The 20,884-nt window shown below is 63.4% G+C and carries 15 protein-coding genes, 1 tRNA gene and 1 pseudogene; 8 read left to right on the top strand and 9 right to left on the bottom strand.

Annotated features, from left to right (window positions below; all coding sequences use genetic code 11):
- Positions 1 to 2 precede the first annotated feature (2 nt).
- Entirely contained in the window at positions 3 to 1,217 is a 1,215-nt protein-coding gene (locus AC1D05_RS01425; protein WP_477437532.1) for an AI-2E family transporter, read from the bottom strand.
- A 236-nt stretch (positions 1,218 to 1,453) separates the two neighbouring features.
- Positions 1,454 to 3,706, bottom strand: a complete 2,253-nt coding sequence (gene parC, locus AC1D05_RS01420; protein WP_477437530.1) for a DNA topoisomerase IV subunit A — start codon at positions 3,704 to 3,706, stop codon at positions 1,454 to 1,456.
- A gap of 338 nt (positions 3,707 to 4,044) precedes the next feature.
- Here parC and AC1D05_RS01415 point away from each other — a divergent pair, with 338 nt between their 5' ends.
- Complete coding sequence (locus AC1D05_RS01415) at positions 4,045 to 5,235, top strand: hypothetical protein (protein ID WP_477437528.1); 1,191 nt, start codon at positions 4,045 to 4,047, stop codon at positions 5,233 to 5,235.
- 115 nt (positions 5,236 to 5,350) lie between these two features.
- Here AC1D05_RS01415 and aspS read toward each other — a convergent pair whose 3' ends face one another.
- Both aspS and AC1D05_RS01405 read right to left on the bottom strand, forming a co-directional pair.
- Positions 5,351 to 7,141 carry an aspartate--tRNA ligase gene (gene aspS, locus AC1D05_RS01410; RefSeq protein WP_027042284.1) on the bottom strand — a complete coding sequence of 597 codons (1,791 nt, stop codon included), beginning with the start codon at positions 7,139 to 7,141 and terminating at the stop codon, positions 5,351 to 5,353.
- A 138-nt stretch (positions 7,142 to 7,279) separates the two neighbouring features.
- Positions 7,280 to 8,038 (bottom strand): DeoR/GlpR family DNA-binding transcription regulator, encoded by a 759-nt coding sequence (locus AC1D05_RS01405; RefSeq protein ID WP_477437526.1) that lies wholly within the window; start codon positions 8,036 to 8,038, stop codon positions 7,280 to 7,282.
- A 114-nt stretch (positions 8,039 to 8,152) separates the two neighbouring features.
- Here AC1D05_RS01405 and AC1D05_RS01400 point away from each other — a divergent pair, with 114 nt between their 5' ends.
- The 3 genes and pseudogenes from AC1D05_RS01400 to rnd all read left to right on the top strand — a co-directional run bounded on the left by AC1D05_RS01400 (position 8,153) and on the right by rnd (position 12,058).
- The gene (locus AC1D05_RS01400) at positions 8,153 to 9,385 is read left to right on the top strand and encodes an MFS transporter (protein ID WP_477437525.1); all 1,233 of its coding nucleotides are present in this window, start codon (positions 8,153 to 8,155) and stop codon (positions 9,383 to 9,385) included.
- A gap of 202 nt (positions 9,386 to 9,587) precedes the next feature.
- A pseudogene (locus AC1D05_RS01395) lies at positions 9,588 to 10,831 on the top strand (MFS transporter).
- Positions 10,832 to 10,906: 75 nt separating this feature from the next.
- Complete coding sequence (rnd, locus tag AC1D05_RS01390; RefSeq protein WP_477437523.1) at positions 10,907 to 12,058, top strand: ribonuclease D; 1,152 nt, start codon at positions 10,907 to 10,909, stop codon at positions 12,056 to 12,058.
- A 51-nt stretch (positions 12,059 to 12,109) separates the two neighbouring features.
- Here rnd and AC1D05_RS01385 read toward each other — a convergent pair whose 3' ends face one another.
- Genes AC1D05_RS01385 through guaB form a run of 3 tightly spaced genes read right to left on the bottom strand, consistent with a single transcriptional unit; the run spans position 12,110 to position 14,631 of the window.
- A complete protein-coding gene (locus AC1D05_RS01385; RefSeq protein WP_477437521.1) occupies positions 12,110 to 12,529 on the bottom strand; it encodes an MAPEG family protein in 420 nt (139 codons plus the stop codon).
- Between the two features lie 25 nt (positions 12,530 to 12,554).
- Positions 12,555 to 13,178: a hypothetical protein gene (locus AC1D05_RS01380; protein WP_477437519.1), complete on the bottom strand. Its 624-nt coding sequence runs from the start codon at positions 13,176 to 13,178 to the stop codon at positions 12,555 to 12,557.
- The gene (gene guaB, locus AC1D05_RS01375; RefSeq protein WP_027057339.1) at positions 13,129 to 14,631 is read right to left on the bottom strand and encodes an IMP dehydrogenase; all 1,503 of its coding nucleotides are present in this window, start codon (positions 14,629 to 14,631) and stop codon (positions 13,129 to 13,131) included. The genes AC1D05_RS01380 and guaB overlap by 50 nt, the downstream gene beginning before the upstream one ends.
- A 288-nt stretch (positions 14,632 to 14,919) precedes the next feature.
- Between guaB and AC1D05_RS01370 the strand changes: the two genes are divergently transcribed.
- A complete protein-coding gene (locus tag AC1D05_RS01370) occupies positions 14,920 to 16,341 on the top strand; it encodes an MFS transporter (protein ID WP_477437517.1) in 1,422 nt (473 codons plus the stop codon).
- 6 nt (positions 16,342 to 16,347) lie between these two features.
- Here the strand turns inward: AC1D05_RS01370 and AC1D05_RS01365 are convergent, their stop codons facing one another.
- Both AC1D05_RS01365 and AC1D05_RS01360 read right to left on the bottom strand, forming a co-directional pair.
- Positions 16,348 to 17,139 carry an RlmE family RNA methyltransferase gene (locus AC1D05_RS01365; protein WP_477437515.1) on the bottom strand — a complete coding sequence of 264 codons (792 nt, stop codon included), beginning with the start codon at positions 17,137 to 17,139 and terminating at the stop codon, positions 16,348 to 16,350.
- A 28-nt stretch (positions 17,140 to 17,167) separates the two neighbouring features.
- Complete coding sequence (locus AC1D05_RS01360; RefSeq protein WP_477437514.1) at positions 17,168 to 18,532, bottom strand: Ppx/GppA phosphatase family protein; 1,365 nt, start codon at positions 18,530 to 18,532, stop codon at positions 17,168 to 17,170.
- 412 nt (positions 18,533 to 18,944) lie between these two features.
- Between AC1D05_RS01360 and AC1D05_RS01355 the strand changes: the two genes are divergently transcribed.
- From AC1D05_RS01355 to AC1D05_RS01345, 3 genes are all read left to right on the top strand, one after another.
- Positions 18,945 to 19,877, top strand: a complete 933-nt coding sequence (locus tag AC1D05_RS01355) for a lysylphosphatidylglycerol synthase domain-containing protein (protein WP_477437512.1) — start codon at positions 18,945 to 18,947, stop codon at positions 19,875 to 19,877.
- Positions 19,878 to 20,056: 179 nt separating this feature from the next.
- Positions 20,057 to 20,130 (top strand) — tRNA-Gln (locus tag AC1D05_RS01350).
- 86 nt (positions 20,131 to 20,216) lie between these two features.
- The gene (locus tag AC1D05_RS01345; protein WP_477437510.1) at positions 20,217 to 20,837 is read left to right on the top strand and encodes a hypothetical protein; all 621 of its coding nucleotides are present in this window, start codon (positions 20,217 to 20,219) and stop codon (positions 20,835 to 20,837) included.
- Positions 20,838 to 20,884 lie beyond the last annotated feature (47 nt).

Below are 20,884 nucleotides of genomic sequence, written 5' to 3'. Positions count from 1 at the left end.
AATCAGGCGCTGGCCTTCTTCGCCGCACCAGGTTCCGGCAAGATCTCGATCTGCGGGCCAGCTTCGATTTCGACCGCCTCGCCTGCGGCCATCTCATCGACCAGTTCCACCTCGCGCAGCCACTCGCGCCATATGGCGACCAGCAGCGCCATCAGCACCGGGCCGATGAACAGACCAAGAAAACCCATGGTCTTGACGCCGCCGATCAGGCCGAAAAAGGTCGGCAGGAAGGGCAGTTTTATCGGCCCGCCAACGAGCTTCGGGCGCAGTGTCTTGTCGACGACGAACAGTTCGACCGCGCCCCACAGGAACAGCACCAGGCCGGTCATGGGCGAGCCGCTGGCGGCGAGGTAGATCGAGACAAGGGTGAAGGACAGAGGTGCGCCGCCGGGGATGAGCGCCATGACACCGGTCAGGGCACCGAGCGTCACCGGCGACGGCACGCCGGCCAGCCAATAGGCAATGCCCAGCACCAACCCCTCGCCGATGGCGATGACGGTCATGCCGGTCACCGTCGAGGAAATGGTCGCCGGCACGACGCGCGAAATCCGCTCCCATCTCGTCGGCAGGATGCGCTCGCCAAGACGATCCACCTGGCCGGCAAAATGCTCGCCGTCGCGATAGGCGAAGAACAGCGCGATCATCATGAACAGCAGTGTCAGAAGCAGGCCGAAAGCACTGCCGCCGGCGGCGAGCACGCCGCGATAGATGCTGCCGATGTTGGCACCACTGACCAGCTGGATCAGTTCCCCGATGCCGCCAGGATGGCCGATATTGGTCGTCCACTGGTCGTTCAGCCACTCGCCCACGACAGGCAGCGTGGCGATCCAGTGCGGCGTGGTGGCACCATGCCGATTGGTCTCGATCGCCCAGCCGACCCATTCACGCACCTCGTTGATGGCATAGGTGCCGGCGAGTGCGATCGGGATGACGAGGAAGGCCAGGATGAACAGGATGGCAAAGGTCGCGGCGATGGTGCGGTTGCCGCCGACGGCAACAAGCAGACGCCGGTAGAGCGGCCAGCTGGCGAAGGCGATGACAAGCGCGGCCAGCACCGGGAACAGGAAGCCATGGAAGAAATAGACGCCGGCGGCAACGATCAACACCAGCAGCCAGCGCGCCGCCGACAGCGGCGGAATGACAGCCGACCGCAGCGGCGTCGACAGGCCGAACAGGCGCTGGTGGCGCTCCGGTTTCTGGATTTTGGATTCCTTCAAACGCCCGTGTCTCCCAAACGCCCTTCGCCGTTATGCACTGATATAGTGCAGCAATCGTGACGATACTCCAACTGGTTGGATATCTCCCCCCTCGAGGGAGAGATGGCCGGCAGGCCAGAGGGGGTCGCCGCGCGTAAAGCGCCAGCCTCTCCTGTTTAAAGTAGCAGGTCGCGTCCGGTCGAACCGACCCCCTCTGTCGCCTTCGGCGACATCTCCCTCTCGAGGGGGGAGATCAGCTACCCGAACTTCCCAGTTCTCGGGAAACCCTTCGGCACCATGCGGCCTGCCGACGCCCGGGCGCCGATCCATTCGGCGAGTTCCTCGCGCGACCTGGTGAAGGTGCGGTCGGCCGAATCCTGCCAGGACAGGCCGGTTTCCAAGGTGAACGGCTTGAGATCGAGCAGGCCGCCGTCCTTGTATTTCTGCAGCCGCACACCCTTGCCGCGGCCCATCTCCGGGATTTCGGAGAGCGCGAACACCAGCATTTTGCGATTCTCGCCGACGATGGCCAGGTGATCGCCACTGACCGGGATGCAGCGCTTGGCTTCGTCCGGCGCCTTGACGTTCATCACCTGCTTGCCCTTGCGGGTGTTGGCGACCACTTCCTCCTCCGGCACGATGAAGCCATTGGCGTCATATGAGGCCAGCAGCAGCTTGCGCTTTGGATCGTGGACGAAGGCGGTGACGATGTCCTGGTCATTGTCCATGTCGACGATGATGCGGATCGGCTCGCCATGGCCACGCCCACCCGGCAGCCGGTCGGCGCCGATGGTGTAGAACTTGCCGCCGGTGGTGAAGACCAGCACCTTGTCGGTAGTCTGGGCATGGAAGGCGAGCTTCAGGCTGTCGCCTTCCTTGAAGGTCAGCGTCGAGAGATCGGCGAGATGCCCCTTCATCGCCCGCAGCCAGCCCTTTTCCGAGACCACCACGGTGACCGGCTCGCGCTCGATCATGGCGTGGGCGATGTCGGTCAGGTCATGCTCGGGCGCATCGGCAAACTGGGTGCGGCGCTTGCCGAGCTCGGTCTCGGGGCCGAACTTGTCGCGGATGCTGGTGACTTCCCACTTGATCGTCGCCCACTGCTTGGCATCGGATGCCAGCAGCGCCTCGATCTGCTTCTTCTCGGTGGTGAGGCCGTCGAATTCCTTGCGGATCTCGAATTCTTCCAGCTTGCGCAAGGCACGCAGGCGCATGTTGAGGATGGCTTCGGCCTGGGTGTCGGTGAGCGACCAGCGGGCCATCATCACCTGCTTGGGCTCATCCTCCTCGCGGATGATCCTGATCACCTCGTCGATGTTGAGATAGGCGATCAGGTAGCCGGCAAGGATCTCCAGCCGTCTTTCGATCTCGCCCAGCCGATGTTTCGAGCGGCGGATCAGGACGTCACGGCGATGGTCGAGCCATTCCTGCAGCACGCCCTTCAGTGACAGCACGTTGGGCACCTTGCCGCGCGACAGCACATTCATGTTGAGCGGAAACCGGCTTTCGAGCTCGGTCAGCTTGAACAGCGATTCCATCAGGATGCCGGGATCGACCGACCGGCTCTTCGGCACCAGCACGACGCGGATGTCCTCGGCGCTTTCGTCCCTGATATCCTCGAGCAGCGGCAGCTTGCGCGCCATCAACAGCTCGGCGATCTTCTCGATGAGCCGCGCTTTCTGCACGCCATAGGGGATCTCGGTGACGACGATGCTCCAGGTGCCCCTGCCCTGGTCCTCCTGGATCCACTTCGAGCGCACGCGAAAACCGCCGCGCCCGGTCTCATAGGCTTCGAGGATGGAGGCGCGGCTGTCGACAATAATGCCGCCCGTCGGGAAATCCGGACCCTGGACGAACTCCATCAGCTTGGCCACCGGTGCGTCCCGATGCTCGATCAGATGCAGTGCGGCGTCGCAAAGCTCGGCCGCGTTGTGCGGCGGGATCGATGTCGCCATGCCCACCGCGATGCCGGATGAGCCGTTGGCGAGCAGGTTCGGGAAGGCGCCGGGGAGCACAACCGGCTCCTCGTCCTCTTCATTGTAGGTCGGCCGATAGTCGACGGCATCCTCGGTGATGCCGGCCAGCAGTTCGGTCGCCACGTCGGTCATGCGCGCTTCGGTGTAGCGCATGGCGGCGGCGTTATCGCCGTCGATGTTGCCGAAATTGCCCTGCCCGTCGACCAGGGGATAGCGCATCGAAAAATCCTGCGCCAACCGCACCAGCGCGTCATAGATCGACTGGTCGCCATGCGGATGGAACTTGCCCATCACCTCGCCGACGATACGGGCGCATTTGGCGAAGCCCTGGTCGGGATTGAGGCGCAGCAGGCGCATCGCATGCATGATGCGGCGGTGGACCGGCTTCAGCCCGTCGCGAACATCGGGCAGCGCCCGGTGCATGATGGTCGACAGCGCATAGGCAAGATAGCGCTCTTCCAGCGCCTTCTTCAGATCGACCGGTTCGATGTGATCGCCACCGCCATCTTGAGGCGGCAAAACCCTTTTTGCCATGGGCTGGGACTAGCCGAGCGGGTGATTCGCGGCAAGAGGCGCGTGCCGGACCGGTCGACTTGCGCGCGGTTGTGCAACAGGAAACCGCAAGGTCGAGCTTGCCGGCCAACATCAATCTGTTACATGCCACATCTATTGCGAAGCACGATAACGCTCGACGGCCCGACGTTCATGCCAAATTCACTGCATTCTCCAATAGCGTTCGGTTCGGGTTTGCCTTTCACTGCGATTTTTGACCATTGTGCCGGGACACGCCTTTTTCCCGTCCAGTTCGTCACGGAATGGTGATGGCGCCAAGAATTGAAAAACAATTTCAGGACACTCTCAGGGACCTTGCGATGACAATCAAACGCTCAACTCTCCGGAAATTCGCTCTTTCGACCTTCTTGTTCACACTGCCGCTGAATGCCGCCCTTGCCCAGGACGCGGCGGTCGCCGACCGGCTGAAGGCGACGCTTGCCGCCCAGGGCGTCGACATCTCCTGGACCGGCGTGACCGGCGACAACACCAGCATGGTGCTGCAGGGCGTTGCCATCAAGCCGGCTGCGGAAAAGGAAGCCCTCACCATCGGCGACGTCAAGCTCGAGAACGTCACCGAAGCCAATGGCGGCTACGACATCGGCACCGTCTCGACCTCGGCCTTCGAACACAGCAAGGACGGCGTCACCCTCAATCTCAGCCCCTTCATCATCCATGACATGACGGTTCCGGCTGACGGCTCCACCGGCCCGCTGGGCTCGCTGATGATGTACAAGTCGGCCGAACTCTCCAACATGACGGTCAAGGTCGCCGACAAGACCGCCTTCTCGATGGACGGGCTTGCCATCCAGATCACACCGCCGGCCGACGGCAAGGCGATGGAATTCACCGGCAATACGGAGAAATTCTCGGCCGATCTGTCGCTGGTCGACGACCCCAAGTCCAAGGAAGTCATCGACGCGCTCGGCTACCAGAACATCTCCGGCAATCTCGCGATGGCCGGCACCTGGCAGCCCTCGGACGGCAAGATGGAGCTGTCGAAATATGACATCTCCGTCGAGAATGCCGGCACGCTCGGCATGACCTTCGACCTCGGCGGCTACACGATCGACTTCATCAAGTCGCTGCAGGAAATGCAGAAGAAGATGGCCGCGCAGCCGGAAGGCGCCGACAACTCGGCGCAAGGCATGGCCATGCTCGGCCTGTTGCAGCAGCTTTCGTTCAACAGCGCCTCGATCCGCTTCGACGACGATTCGCTGACCGGCAAGGTGCTGGAATATGTCGGCAAGCAGCAGGGCATGTCGGCCAAGGACATCGCCAACCAGGCCAAGGCGATCGTACCCTTCGGCATGGCGCAGCTCAACAATCCGGAACTGACGGCGCAGGTGACGGCGGCGGTCAGCAAATATCTCGACGACCCCAAGAGCCTCGAAATCTCGGCCGAGCCGCCGGCATCGGTGCCGTTCGCGCTGATCATGGCCGGCGCCATGTCCAACCCGCTCGACCTGCCGAAGACGCTTGGCGTCAGCGTCAAGGCCAACGAGGACTGATCGACGGCCTCAGATACGAAAAAAGCCCGGCAGCGATGCCGGGCTTTTTTGATGGATTATCGAATCGAAAGAATCGGTTCGGACGGTTCTTTAAAGTGCCGCCCGAAGCTGGCGGTCAGGCGTCCTTCTTGGTCGGCGCGACACGCAGCGCCAGTTCGCGAAGCTGTTGCGGCGAGGCTTCCGAAGGCGCGTTCATCAACAGATCATAGGCCTGCTGGTTCATCGGGAACATGGTGATCTCGCGCAGGTTCTTGGCGCCAACCAGCAGCATGACGACGCGGTCGACGCCGGCCGCCATGCCGCCATGCGGCGGCGCGCCATACTGGAAGGCGCGGTAGAGGCCGCCAAAGCGCTCCTCCACCGTCGCACGGTCCAGCCCGACCGTCTCGAACGCCTTGACCATGGTTTCGGGCAGATGGTTGCGGATGCCGCCTGAGGCGATCTCGAAACCGTTGCAGACCATGTCGTACTGGAAAGCCTTGATGCCGAGCAGATCCTCGCCGTTCAGCGCATCGATGCCGCCCTGCGGCATGGAGAACGGGTTGTGGGCGAAGTCGATCTTCTTCTCCTCCTCGTTCCATTCGAAGAACGGGAAGTCGACGATCCAGCACAGCTCGAAGCGCTCGCGGTCGACAAGGTTCAGTTCCTCGCCGGCGCGCGTGCGCGCAGCACCGGCAAAGGAAACGAACTTCTTCGGATCACCCGCAACGAAGAAGGCGGCGTCGCCATCGGCAAGGCCGAGTTGCTGACGGATCGCCTCGGTGCGCTCTTCACCGATGTTCTTGGCGAGCGGGCCGGCGCCTTCGAGCTTGTCGCCCTCCTTGCGCCAGAAGATGTAGCCCAGCCCCGGCTGGCCCTCGCCTTGCGCCCAAGAATTCATGCGGTCGCAGAAGGCACGGCTGCCGCCGGTCTTGGCCGGAATGCCCCACACCTCCGCCTTCGGGTCGTTGGCCAGGATGTTGGCGAAGACCTTGAAGCCGGAATCGCGAAAATGATCGGAGACGGCCTGCATCTCGATCGGGTTGCGCAGGTCCGGCTTGTCGGAGCCGTACTTGCGCATGGCGACATCATAAGGAATGCGCTGGAATTTCTGCGTCACCGGCTTGCCGTTGGCGAAGGTCTCGAACACGCCCCGCATCACCGGTTCCATAGTTGACAGCACATCGTCCTGCTCGACGAAGCTCATTTCCAGGTCGAGCTGGTAGAATTCGCCTGGCAGACGGTCGGCGCGCGGGTCCTCGTCGCGGAAACAGGGCGCGATCTGGAAATAGCGGTCGAAACCCGACACCATGATCAGCTGCTTGTACTGCTGCGGCGCCTGCGGCAGCGCGTAGAACGTGCCGGGATGGATTCGCGACGGCACCAGGAAGTCGCGCGCGCCTTCCGGCGACGACGCGGTGAGGATCGGCGTCGAGAATTCGGTGAAGCCGACCTCGCCCATGCGCCTGCGCATTTCGGCGATGATTTTTGTCCGAGCAATAATGTTCTTGTGCAGCGTCTCGCGGCGCAGGTCGAGGAAACGGTATTTCAGCCGGATGTCCTCGGGATAGTCCGGCTCGCCGAACACCGGCAGCGGTAATTCCTTGGCCGCGGACAGCACCTCGATCTCGCGGGCGAATATCTCGATCTCGCCGGTCGGCAGGTTGGCGTTCGTGGTCTCTGGCAAGCGTGCCTTGACCTCGCCGTCGACGCGGATGACCCACTCGCCACGCACGGTCTCGGCAACCTTGAAGGCCGGCGAATCCGGATCGGCGACGATCTGGGTCAGACCATAATTGTCGCGCAGGTCGATGAAGAGCAGGCCGCCATGGTCGCGCACGCGATGCACCCAGCCCGACAAGCGAACGGAAGAGCCGACATCGCTCTTTCTCAACTGGGCACAGGTATGGCTGCGGTAACGGTGCATGGTCATTGCTAAAGTCCGGGGTGCTGGGTTGCGGCCGAAGCATCAAAGCCCGGCCCAAAATTTGCGCGAAAAGCGCATGGGAGGCCGGATTTGTCAAGGCAAGCGGGCGATCCCGAGGCCTGACATGCCACTGACCGTTCAGGCGAAGTGGATTTCGGCGCCCTGACGTTCGAAATCAGCAAGGATCGCGGCCGGCGCGGTCTTTTCAACCACCAGATGGCGGATCGCTTCGGCCCCGGCGACGCGATAGGGTGCCGCGGTGGCGAGCTTGTCGTTGGTGACGGCGATGACGATGCCGGCGCTGTTCCTGGCCATGGCTCGCTTCACTTCGGCCTCGGCCGAATCGAATGCCGTCACACCGCGTGCGGCATCGAGGCCGCACGAGCCAAGGAAAAACAGATCGGCACCGAGCTGCGCAATGGCGGCTAGCGTGTCGGCGCCGACGCAGGTGCCGAGGTCACGGACAAATCTGCCGCCGAGCACGATCAGTTCGACCAGGGGATGGTCGGATAGCGCCGAGGCAACACCAAGCGAATTGGTGGCGATGGTCAGTTCGAGGTCGCGCGGAATCGCCTTGGCAATGGCGGCGTTGGTGCTGCCGCCGTCGATGAACAAGGTCTGCCTGCCGGAGAGTAACGCCACGGCCGCGCTCGCCAGCCGTGCCTTCTCCTCGACCGCATGGCCGCCGCGCAGACCGATGGAAGCCGCGGCAAAGGGTGCCGCCGCAACCGCGCCACCATAGACCCGGCGACATTGCCCGGCTTTCGCCAGCTCCCTGAGGTCGCGGCGCACCGTGTCTTCCGAAACACCGAAGCGGCTCGCCAGTTCGCCGGCCAGCACGCTCCCCTCCGCCGCGAGGCGGTCGCGGATAAGCTGGTGCCGTTGATCGGTGAGCATTGCCTGATCCTATTTCTCTTTTGCACGTTCTTGCATGTTCTGCACGTTTATGCAAGAAGTGATCGACCAGGCTGCCGGACAGGCCAGTCTCTCTCTTCCTTTGAAAGCACCGCGATGAGCTTTGGCCTCAACGTTGCCCCGCAACACCGCGTTTATGCCGGGTTCGCGATCTATTCCTTCGCCATGGGCAACATTTTTCCGCGGCTGCCCGATATCAAGCACGCCATGGGCATTGAGGATGGCACGCTCGGCCTCAGCCTGATCGGAACCCCGATCGGCACCTTGACGGCACTGACGCTGGCGACACCGTTGCTCGAGCGCGTCGGCTTCCGCCGCGCGCTGCTTGTCCTGGTCCCGCTGGTGGCGCTTGCCTATGCCATCGCAGTGCACGCGCCGGGGCCGCTGGCGCTGTTCCTGATGCTCTTTCCAGTCGGCCTGATGATCGGCAGCGTCGAGATCATGCTCAATGTCGAGGCCGACCGGACCGAATTCCTGGTCAAGCGCCGTATCATGAACCGCGCGCATTCGTTTTGGAGCATCGGCTTTTTCGGCGCCGGCCTGTTTGGCGCCGCGCTTGCGCATCTCGGCATATCGCCGCAACTGCATCTGGCGCTGATCGTACCGATCGTCGCGATCTCGATGGCGCTGTTCCTCGGCGGTTACCAGCCGGCGCCGAGCCGTTTCGCCGGTACCGGCGAGAAGGCTCCCGTGCTGGCACGGCCGACGCTGCCGATCCTCGTCCTTGTCGCGGTGACGCTCTCGGCGATGTTGATGGAAGGCGCCAGCATCGACTGGTCGGCGATCTATATGCGCACGGTGTTCGAATCCGGCCCCTTCGTCGCCGGCTTCACCGTGGCGCTGTTTGCCTTTTCCCAGGCAACCACGCGCTTCTTCGCCGACAGTTTCGTCGACCGCCATTCGCCAAGCGGCGTGGCGCGGGTGCTGCTGGTGATGATGGCGGCCGGCGTGCTGATTGTGTTTTTCTCGCCCGCGCCGTTCGTCTCCATGCTGGGCTTTGCCCTTTTGGGGATCGGGACCAGCGCCCTCTTCCCGCTGGCGATCTCGGCCGCCGCGCAGCGGACGGATCGGCCAGCGGCGATCAATGTCGCGGCGCTGTCACAGATCTCCTTCGTCGCCTTCCTGCTCGGCCCGCCGCTGCTCGGCTTCGTCTCCGACCATTGGGGCATCCGCTCGGCCTTTGGCATCGGCATCCCGTTCATTGTCCTCAGCCTGCTGACCGCGGGATCGCTCGGCCGGCGGCCGGCCGTTGGCAAGCCCGCCGTGCCGGCGGATGAGTCGCTCGAACCGACGCGGGACAAGATACTGGCGCGGGCGGCAGAAGGATGAATGGCGTTTCCACCGCCGCGGACAGGACGGACGGCCAGTTTAAGATCGCGTCGCGAAATTGACGTTCGCAGGGGGCCACACGGACCCAACGCCCGCTCCAAACTAGGCAATGCGGCGGGGGCGCTGCAGAACGGCAATTGCCGCTGGCATTGACCAGAGCAATGGTTCAAGAAGGGATCACCGATACGTGATCGCCTTTTTCATGTCCTCCATCCGTCCGCTGATCCCGCTTCTTCTCGCCGCAGGCATCCTGCTCGGCGGCAATGGGCTGCAGAGCACGCTGATTGCGCTGCGCGGCGCGCAGGAAGGGTTTCCGGCCTCGTCCATCGGCCTCATGGGCACTTTCTATTTCGCCGGCTTCCTGCTCGGCTGCCTGGCCATCACCCGCATCATGAAGGCGGTCGGCCATATCAGGGCGTTTTCAGCGCTTGCCGCGATCGCCTCGGTCGGCACCTTGCTGCTGGTGCTGGTCCTCGATCCGGTGATGTGGTGCGCGGTGCGCTTTGCCGGCGGCTTCTGTTTCGCCGGGCTGTTCACCATCGTCGAAAGCTGGCTGAATTCCGGCGTCACCAACAAGGACCGAGCGCGTGTGCTGGCGATCTACCGGATGGTCGACACCGGGTCGGTGACATCAGCCCAGTTCCTGATCCCGGTCTTCGGCGCCGGCGGCTTCACCATCTTCGCCATCATGTCGATCATGATCACGCTGTCGCTGGTGCCGGTCTCGCTCGGCGACCGCTCCAACCCGACGCCGCCCGAGGAGGTCAAACTCGACCTGGCGCGCGTCTGGCGGATTTCGCCGCTCGGCTGCTTCGGGTGTATCGCCGTCGGCGTCACCAACAGTGCGTTTCGCACGCTGTCGCCGGTCTATGCCGAGCAGATCGGCATGTCGGTCGCCGATGTCGTCACCTTCGTCAGCGTCGGCATCTTCGGCGGCGCCATCATCCAATATCCGCTCGGTTATCTCTCCGATCGCTGGGACCGGCGCCGGGTGCTGTTGATAACGACCTGCTGCGCGATGCTTTCAGCCCTGGCGCTGGTGTTCATCGCCGGCAGCAATCCGCAGCTCAACTTCATCATCATCTTCATCTTCGGCTGTTCGCCATGCCGCTCTATTCGCTGTCGGCGGCGCACTCCAACGACCGCGCCGACACGGGCGAGTTCGTGCTGATCAATGCCGCACTGATGCTGTTCTACTCGTTCGGCGCCATTGGCGGCCCTTTCGCGGCCTCGGCAGTGATGCAGCATTTCGGGCCGAGCGCGCTGTTTGTGTTCAGCGCCGTCGTCTATGCGATCTTCATCGCCGTCATCCTCTACCGCATGCAGGCACGCTCGGGCGTGCCCGTGGGCAAGCGCAGCCGCTTCACCGCGCTGTTGCGCACCTCGACCGTTTTTGCCCGGCTGGCCAGAAGAAACGGCGATCCAGACGGCCCGCCAGAGCCGTAACCATGGCGCCAAAGCTTGACGAAAGCCTTCCCGGCTGAAATCTAGGAAGACCTTACTCCTGCCAAAAGCGATTTGATGCACGTCATCACCACCCAGAAAGAACTCGAGACCGTTCTCGCCGCTTTCGAAAAGTCGGATTTCGTCACCGTCGACACCGAATTCATCCGCGAAACCACCTTCTGGCCAATCCTGTGCCTGATCCAGATGGCGTCGCCTGGGGTGACGGCGCTGATCGATCCGCTGTCGCCGGACATCGACCTCAAGCCCTTCTTCAGGCTGATGGCCAATGAGGCGGTGGTCAAAGTCTTCCATGCCGCCCGGCAGGACATCGAAATCATCGTCCATCTCGGCGATCTCGTTCCGCACCCGGTGTTCGATACGCAGGTCGCGGCGATGGTCTGCGGCTTTGGCGACAGTGTTTCCTACGACCAGCTCGTGCAGCGCATCACCGGTGCGCGGCTCGACAAGTCGTCGCGCTTCACCGACTGGCGCCACCGGCCGTTGTCCGACAAACAGCTCGACTATGCGCTGGCCGACGTCACCCACCTGATCGAAGTCTATCAGCACCTGAGCGCTGAACTGGAGCGGGAAAACCGCGCCCATTGGCTGAACGAAGAGATGGACGTGCTGACCTCGCGCGAGACCTACGATCCGCACCCCGAAGACGCCTGGAAGCGGCTGAAGATGCGGCTGCGCAAGCCGCAGGAACTGGCGATCGTCCAGACCGTGGCAGCATGGCGCGAACGCGAGGCCAGGGAACGCGACGTGCCGCGCGGCCGAGTGCTCAAGGACGACGCGATCTACGAAGTGGCGCAGCAGGCACCACGCGACGCGGCGGCCCTTGCTAAGCTGCGCACCACGCCAAAAGGCTGGGAGCGCTCCTCGACGGCGACGGCCCTGCTGGGGGCGGTCAATAACGCGCTGGCCTTGCCCAAGGAAGAGATGCCGAAACTGCCGAAGAATTTTCAGCCGCCGGAAGGCTCGAGTGCCGCGGCGGAACTGTTGAAAGTGCTGCTGCGGATCGTTGCCGAAAAGCAGGGCGTTGCTTCGAAAGTGCTGGCCTCCAGCGACGACATCGACCGCATCGCGGCCGAAGGCGAGGACGCCGATGTGCCGGCACTGCAAGGCTGGCGCCGCGCCGTCTTCGGCGAAACGGCACTGAAGCTGGTGCGCGGCGAGATCGGCATCAAGTTCGACAAGCGCAAGATCGCGGTGTTTGATTTGTAGAGTGAGCGGCCTTTCCTTCTCCCCTTGTGGGAGAAGGGAGAACTGCTCTGCTCAGACCACCCCAAGCAGATGCAGCGCGACCCAGATCCAGCCCAAAAGGATAATCACCGCTCCGAAGACGAAAGAGCGGTTGCGCAGCAGCAGGTTGTTGCTGGTCAGGTGCACCCAGGCGTGGACATAGCGCGAGGCGACAAAAATCCACATCAGCGCCAGGGTCAGATAGTTGACGCCGTTGGTGACGTGGAGTGTCAGGCACAGCACGTAGAACAGCATCGGCAGTTCGAACTGGTTGCTGAGATTGGCGGCGCCGGTGACGCTGGAGGCCGGCTCAGTCGAACGCACCTTGTACTGGCCGGCCCTGGCCTCGCCTGACTTGACCGCACCGTATCTGCGACGGCCCAGAACGCAGTAGACGATGTAGATCAGCAGCACGTGCGCCAGAACAGGCCAGAAGATCGTCGTCTGGTTCATGACATGTCCCCTGCCCTGTCCGGCATCAAGCCTGGCGTCTCTGGCCCACCAGCCAGAAAGCGGCGATGACGACCACCGGGATGGCAAGAAGCGCGAATTTGGTGACGATCAGCGCCGAAGCGAAAGACAGCGAATCCGGGTTGGCCGACAGGAAATCGGACAGAAGCCGCGCCACCGCGATGTTCTGGGCATAGTCGGCAAGCGTGTAGGGCAGCACCAGCACCAACGCAAAGATCGACTGCACCTGCCCGGGAAGCACGCGGAAGTTCTTCAGGCGCCGGCCGCTGGCCAGGATCAGGCTGACCAATGTCAGCGACAGCAGCGCCGGGAACAAGAGATCGAAGGTCAGATAGTGCCAGACGAGAATGATCTCGCCGCCGCGCCGGCCGAGCGCCGTCAGCCAGGCCATGCCCTCGTCGGGCGTGAAGCCGAAATAGCGCATGTCGAGCGACGGCAAGCCGCCGCTCAACTGACGGAAATAGAAGAATTCCAACAGCGTCATGGCGATGAAGACCGCCGCTGACAGGAAACAAAGTGCTGCCGCGTGGCGCGACAGCCGCAGGATCGTCGCGGTCAGGCTCCGCCCGAGCCCGTATTGTTCAGGCTCCGCCGGGATAGTTCGGGCTTTCGCGGGTAATCGTGACGTCATGGGCGTGGCTTTCACGAAGTCCGGCGTTGGATATGCGCACAAAGGTGGCGCGTTCACGGAAATCGGCAAGGTCGCGGCCACCGACATAACCCATAGCGGCTTTTAGCCCGCCTGCAAGCTGGTGCAGCACGCCAGACACAGGTCCTTTGTAGGGAACCTGGCCTTCAATGCCTTCCGGGACCAGTTTCAGCGTGTCGCGCACCTCGGCCTGGAAGTAGCGATCGGCCGAACCGCGTGCCATGGCGCCGACCGAGCCCATGCCGCGATAGGCCTTGAACGAGCGGCCCTGATGCAGATAGACCTCGCCCGGGCTCTCGTCGGTACCAGCCAGCAGCGAGCCGATCATGGCGGCGCTGGCGCCGGCGGCGAGCGCCTTGGCGAGATCGCCGGAATATTTGATGCCGCCATCGGCAATCACCGACACACCCGATTTGTGCGCCGTCTCGACCGCTGACATGATGGCCGAAAGCTGCGGCACGCCGACACCGGCGACGATGCGGGTGGTGCAGATGGAGCCCGGGCCGATGCCGACCTTGACGGCATCGGCGCCGGCATCAATCAACGCCTGCGTGCCTTCGGCGGTGGCGACGTTGCCGGCCAGGATGCGAACCGAATTGGAAAGCTTTTTCGCCCGCGTGACGGCATCAAGCACGCGCTGGGAATGGCCGTGCGCGGTGTCGATGACCAGAAGGTCGACGCCGGCATCGATCAGGCGCTCGGCGCGCTCGAAGCCGTCGTCGCCGACGCTGGTGGCGGCTGCCGCGCGCAGACGTCCCTGAGCGTCCTTGGTGGCGTGCGGATTGAGCTGCGACTTCTCGATATCCTTGACCGTGATCAGGCCGACGCAATTGCCCGCCTTGTCGACAACAACGAGCTTTTCGATCCGGTGCTGGTGCAGAAGCCGCTTGGCCTCGTCCTGGTCGACATTCTCCTTGACCGTGATCAGGTTCTCACGGGTCATCAATTCGTAGACTTTTTGCGCCGGATCGGAGGCAAAGCGCACGTCGCGGTTGGTCAGGATGCCGACCAGCCGGCCGATCTTCTGGCCGCCGGTACCGCCATTCTCGACCACCGGAATGCCCGAGATCGAATAGGTGCGCATCAAGGACAGCGCGTCGGCAAGGGTGGCGTCGGGGCCGATGGTGACGGGATTGATCACCATGCCGGACTCGAATTTCTTGACCTGCCGCACCTGCTCGGCCTGTTCGGCCGGCGAGAAATTGCGGTGGATGACGCCGATGCCGCCGGCCTGGGCCATGGCGATGGCAAGACGCGCCTCGGTGACGGTGTCCATCGCGGCCGAGAGGATCGGCACGTTGAGGTCGATGTCGCCGGCAATGCGGGTGCGGACATCGGTTTCGCCCGGCATGACCTCGGAATGACCCGGCTGCAAAAGCACGTCGTCAAAGGTCAGCGCCAGTGCGCCGGTGGACGTTTCGATGATTTTTGCCATAGCCAGCCCTTTAGAATGCGGAAAAAGCGCTGGACCGGGATGGACAGCGCCGACTCGTTCTTCCCTTTCAGGATTGGCGCTGGCTGGTAACACGTCGCGACGCGGATGAAAAGCCGATGATTTCACGCTCCCGGAAAGGTGACCTTTTCCGAAAAGATGCCACCCAGGGTTGCCAGTCGCACAAAAGTGACAGCAAATTAATGCGACATCCACCCGGAGGCATGGTAACCGCCCGCTCCAAGGCCGACATGCAATCGGCAACGCAACATTCAAGTCTGGACGCGTTCCTTGAACCGCACCATCCCGCTGATCCTGGCGGTCGCCCTTTTCATGGAAAACATGGATTCGACCGTCATCGCGACATCGCTGCCGGCGATCGCCATCGACATCCACACCAGCCCGATCGCGCTCAAGCTGGCGCTGACGGCCTATCTGGTGTCGCTGGCGATCTTCATTCCGATCAGCGGCTGGATGGCCGACCGTTTTGGCGCCAAGAATATTTTTCGTGCCGCGATCGCGGTCTTCATCGTTGGTTCGATCGCTTGTGCTCTGTCAGGTTCGCTGCCGGCTTTCGTCGTTTCGCGCTTCCTGCAAGGCATTGGCGGCGCCATGATGACGCCGGTCGGGCGCCTGGTGCTGGTGCGGGCCACGCCCAAGAGCGAACTGGTCGCCGCGATGTCATGGCTGACCGTTCCCGCGCTGGTCGGACCGCTGGTCGGACCGCCGATCGGCGGCTTCATCACCACCTATTTCACCTGGCACTGGATCTTCCTGATCAACGTGCCGATCGGCCTGGTCGGCATCTGGCTGGCCACACGCTTCCTGCCGGAAACCGAATCCATGGAAACGCCGCCGCTCGATTTCATCGGCTTCGTGCTGAGCGGGCTGGCAGCATCCGGCGTCGTGTTCGGCCTGTCGGTGGTCTCCCTGCCCTATCTGCCGCCGGCGACTGGCCTCATCACCGTGGCCGTCGGGCTGCTGTCGGGGGCGCTCTACCTGCTGCACGCCCGCCGCGCCAAAAATCCGCTGCTGGCGCTCGAGCTGTTCCGCAACCAGGTGTTCCGCTCCTCCGTGCTTGGCGGCTCGCTGTTTCGTATCGGCATCGGCGCGGTGCCGTTCCTGCTGCCGCTGATGTTCCAGATCGGCTTCGGGCTGACGCCCTTCCAGTCCGGCATGATCACCTTCGTCTCGGCCATCGGCGCCATCGGCATGAAATTCGTGACAGCACTGATCTTCCGGCTCGCCGGCTTCCGCCGGGTGCTGATCTGGGGCTCGCTGATCGCCGCCGCATCGATCGCCATCTACGGCCTGTTTACCCCAGAAACGCCTTACGCGCTGATGCTGGCCATGTTGCTGGTCGGCGGCTTCGTCCGTTCGATGTTCTTCACCGGCGTCAACGCGCTCTCCTATGCCGAGGTGTCGGCAGAAGATACGAGCAAGGCAACGCCGATCACGGCGGTGTTCCAGCAGCTCTCGATTGCGCTCGGCGTGGCGCTGGCCGGCGGCATTCTGGAAGTCTCGACCTCGATCCATGGCGGCTCGCTGACGCTGGGCGACTTCCATATCGCCTTCTTCATCGTCGCGGCGGTGTCGGCGGCGGCATCGCTGTCGTTCATGCGGCTGGCGCCTGATGCCGGCAACGCCGTGTCGGGTCATGGCCGGCTGACCACGCCCAAAACGCTGGAACCGGCGAGATCGCCGGGGGAGTGAGGCCGCTCAGGCTTCGTCCGGCCCTTCGCTATGGCTCCGGGCGCTCGAGTCCTTCGGAACGTCCACTGGACGTTCCGATCCGCCTGGCGGCAGACCGGCCTCTCGCCCTTTGAAATCCTTCGCCAGCAGGTACAGCTCCACTGACTCATCGCGCGATGCCGGCGGCTTGACGTGGTGGACGGAGCGGAAATTCTTCTTGAGCATCGAGAGCAGTTCGTTCTCCGCGCCGCCCTGAAAAGTCTTGGCGAGGAAATGCCCGCCGGGTTTCAGGACCGACAGCGCGAAATCGGCCGCGACCTCGCACAGATGCATGGTGCGGATGTGGTCGGTCCGCTTGTGGCCGGTGGTTGGTGCGGCCATGTCGGACAACACGACATCCGGGTCACCACCCAGCGCTTCGGCGAGCTTCTGCGGCGCATCCGGATCCAGGAAATCCATCAACAGCACCGGCGCCCCGGGCACGGCATCCATTTCCAGATAGTCGATGCCGATGACATGCGGATTTTCCGCCGTCGATTTCGTGCGCGCGGCCGCGACCTGGCACCAGCCGCCGGGGGCAGCACCCAGGTCGATCACCTTCATGCCGGGCTTGAGCAGATGGTGCTTGTCGTCGATCTCGATCAGCTTGTAGGCCGCGCGCGAGCGATAGCCATCAGCCTTCGAGCGCTGGACATAGGGATCGTTGATGTGGCGCTGCAGCCAGCGGCGCGACGATTCCTTCAGGCCGCTTTTCTTCTTGATCCGCGTCTTCAGCACACGAATGCTGGCCGAGCCTGGTTTTTCCGGTTTCTTGGTCATTGCCTGATTTCTTGCTTGAGCATGATCTCTACGCCCTGCCACGCCCATCATTGCGCCAGACGCCGTCATCGGCCATCAGCTCGCTCAATATGCCTTCGCGCAGGCCACGGTCGGCGACGCGCAGCCGCTCCGAGGGCCAGACCGCGCGGATCGCTTCCAATATAGCACAGCCAGCGAGCACCAGATCGGCGCGGTCCGCACCGATACAAGGGTTGGCGCAGCGCTGCTGGAAATCCCAGCCGACCAGCCTCTCGACCATGCGGTCGACGCTGTCGCGGTCCATCCACAGCCCGTCGACACGACGCCGGTCGTAACGGTCGAGATCGAGGTGGACGCCGGCCAGCGTCGTCACCGTACCGGACGTGCCGAGCAGATGAAAATTCGGGCTGGCCTTGAGGTGGCTCAGCCGGTCGCGGCCATCGAAGGTGGCCAGCCTGCCGGCGACATCATCGACCATGGCGGTGAAGATTTCGCGCGTTACCGTGCGTCCGCCAAAGCGCTCGGCCAAGGAGACGACGCCTACCGGCAGCGACGTCCACGACACGATATGGTTGGCGAGCCGCGGCGAACGGCGGCCGGTGAGATCGATCAGCGCGATTTCGGAAGAGCCGCCGCCGATATCGAACAGGACGACGCCTTGCGTGTCGCGCTCGACCAGAGAGCCGCAGCCGGAAACCGCCAGCCGCGCCTCGGTCTGGCGGTCGATGATCTCGAGCTTCAGCCCGGCCTCGCGCTCGACGCGTTCGAGGAATTCGACGCCGTTGTCGGCCGAGCGGCAGGCTTCGGTGGCGATCAGCCTGGCCTTCCTGATCTTGCGGCTGCGCAGTTTGTCGCCGCAGATTTTCAGCGCCTCGACGGCGCGGTCCATCGCCGGCTGGCCGAGCCGGCCATTGGCAGTGAGCCCCTCGCCCAGCCTGACGATGCGCGAAAAGGCGTCGATGACGCGGAACTGGCCATGCCGCGTCGGCACCGCAACCAGCAGCCGGCAATTGTTGGTGCCGAGATCGAGGGCCGCGAAGACCGGAAGCTCGTGCACCGGCGGTCGGCGCGTGCCCTGTTCCGGGCGTGGCGCTGGAGCGACAGGCGAGATCGCCGGCGCCGGCGGCTGCTTCGGCTCCAAGGCCGGGCGAGCGCCATTGCCTTGCACCGGAGATCGATTGTCCTGGGGATGAGCTTCGTCGCGCGCAAAAACCTTGCGCCCGCGCCTTCGCTTGCGCCGCTTCTTGGGCTTGCCCTTCTGGTGAGGGGTCGCGTCGCCCGCCTGGCCGTCGGCGGAGCGTGGCTCCGTCGGGCGGCGTTGCTGCCAACCGGCTGTCCCCGAGCCCGATGGCCCTGGGGAAGCGCTGGACGCGCCCACCTCCGACGCGCCTGCGCCGGTGTCGCGGTCTTCCACTGTCGTTCCTTCCGGCGCCGCGCGAACCGATGAAGGACGCAGCAGGCGCTTTGGCATGTTTCAAGTTGGCGCCAGAGTAACAGTGCCGTGGCCGATCACCAAGAGCCGCACGCCGAATTTTGCCGGCTGGGGCGCGAGCCGCCTTCGCCAGCCGCCGTAATGTACCCGCAAGGCTGGATTGGTAGCGCGGACGCCAGCGAAGACAACGCTGGTCGAAGCCGATGCCCCATCGCTTGCCGTTTGCGCCGCTTTCGCTGCTGGCGGACCTTGCCGGCGGCCGGCGCGACAAGTGTTCGCGGTTGAATAGCCGGCTTCAATGAGGCATTTCTGAAATGAACGGACGAATCCGGAGAGCCGGCCTCCCGCCACCAAGAGAAAAGGAAGCGGACACGCAACGCATGGCAGTCAGGCAATGAACTGGAGACGCTATTTCTGGCCGGTCGTCGGCTTCGCCGCGGTGATCTTCTCGCTGCTGCTGCTTTGGCACGAGCTGCGCGGCATCTCGATCGACGATGTCCGGGAAGGGCTCGCCGCCATTCCAACCCGCGGCTGGGTGCTGGCGGGGCTGAGTTCCGTCATCGCCTATGCAGCACTTGCCGGCTACGACCACATCGCGCTGCTGCATATCGGCAAGCGTGTGTCCTGGCTGTTCGTGACGCTGAGTTCCTTCACCACCTACGCGCTGTCGCACAATATCGGCGGCTCGGTGTTCTCCGGCGCCGTCATCCGCTACCGCGCCTATGGCACCAGGGGCCTGACCGGCCAGGATGTCGGCGTGCTGGTGGCGATCTGCTGGATCACCTTCGTTTTGTCTAGTCTTCTAGCCGGCGGTCTGGTGCTGGTGCTGGAGCCGCAAATCGTCGACCGTTTCTCGGGTGCTCCGCATCACGGGCTGGCGATCGCCTCCGGCCTTGCCATGCTGATTATCATCGGCGCTTACATCTTCGGCAGCGCGCTGCATCTCAAGCCGCTGAAGATCGCCGGCTTCCAGCTGCATTATCCGGCACTGCCGATCGTCGCCCGACAATTGCTGATCGGTCCGATCGAATTGCTGGCGGCGGCCGCGATCATCTTCTTCGCCCTGCCCGCGATGCACAATCCCGGCTATTTCGTCGTACTCGGCGTCTTCCTCGTCTCCTTCTCGATCGCGCAGATCTCGCACGCGCCGGGCGGCCTTGGTGTGTTCGAGGTGGTGTTCCTGGCCGGGCTTTCCGACATGGACCCGGTCGGCGTGCTGGCGGCGCTGCTGGTGTTCCGCCTGTTTTATCTCATCATCCCGCTGATTCTCGGCCTCGGCGTGGTGCTGTTCTTCGAACGCTCGCAATTCAGCCGGACAGAGAGCTGAGGCACAGGATCAGATTCTGTGCCCGCACCCGCGAGTCATATGAACCCGGCGTCTGAAACCTGCTGTCAAAAGGTATCGATTGAACCGCAGAGCAGGCTTGACTATTTTCCGCTGGCGGCTACAAGGCAGCGCTCAAGCGGCTCAGCCGTTCGGCCCGCGCGGTCCATGACCGCGCCTGCTGGGGAATAGGTTAACGGTAGACCCACGGACTCTGACTCCGTTAGTCCTGGTTCGAATCCAGGTTCCCCAGCCAAACATTCCACAACAAAAATAGTGATTTAGCGCCCTGTTTCATTTTGCATCGCTATGCTTCCTGAGGTTGCTGCACGAGGCCGCGTCATGCCCACCGATAGCCAGTTCATTCTCGAAAGCATCAACCAAGGCTGCGTGGTGCTTGCCGATGGCGAGTTCGTCATCGACAGGCTGGTGAAGTATGTCGGCAACGGAAGAATCCGCTGGCACGTCGAGTTTCGGGGGCATCGCGTCGAGTTCACGACCGGTCAGCTGAAGAAGCAGCCGACCTTCCGCAGGAAGATGCTTGAGCAGGCCGGTGTGCTGCCGCCCCAGCGCTTTGGGGCCGACTACAGGCGATGGGCTCTCGATCTGAGGAAGAATGCCATCGAGCTTCCCTGGCGGGATAGGCCGGTCGATGCGGGTTTCGCCATCGACAGCCTTGCCAGTCTTGGAGGCGACCGCTGGACGATTGACTACCAAGGCAAGGTCATCAAGTTCACCACGACCAAACTCCGCAGGCAAACCAGTTTCCGCAAGCGGATGCTGCTCAAGGCCAAGGTGCTGCCGCCCCAGCTCGATCCGGTTGCCTATCGGAAGTGGATGGACTGGCTGATTCAAAACGCCACGGAGGCCGCACCGCAGGCCAGCGATGCCTTGATGAGCGAGAAAAGTTGGCTTGACGACCTGCCGGAGCTAGCCGGCTGGCAAAACGATGGGACCAACTAAGGCGGCTGGTGCGCTGGCGGTGCCACTCATGGCGTTTGCCATGCCCA

The organism is Mesorhizobium sp. P2_E9 (assembly GCF_056403815.1).
The sequence above is the reverse complement of the archived record's forward strand: the minus strand, read 5'-3'. Positions and strand labels throughout refer to the sequence as shown.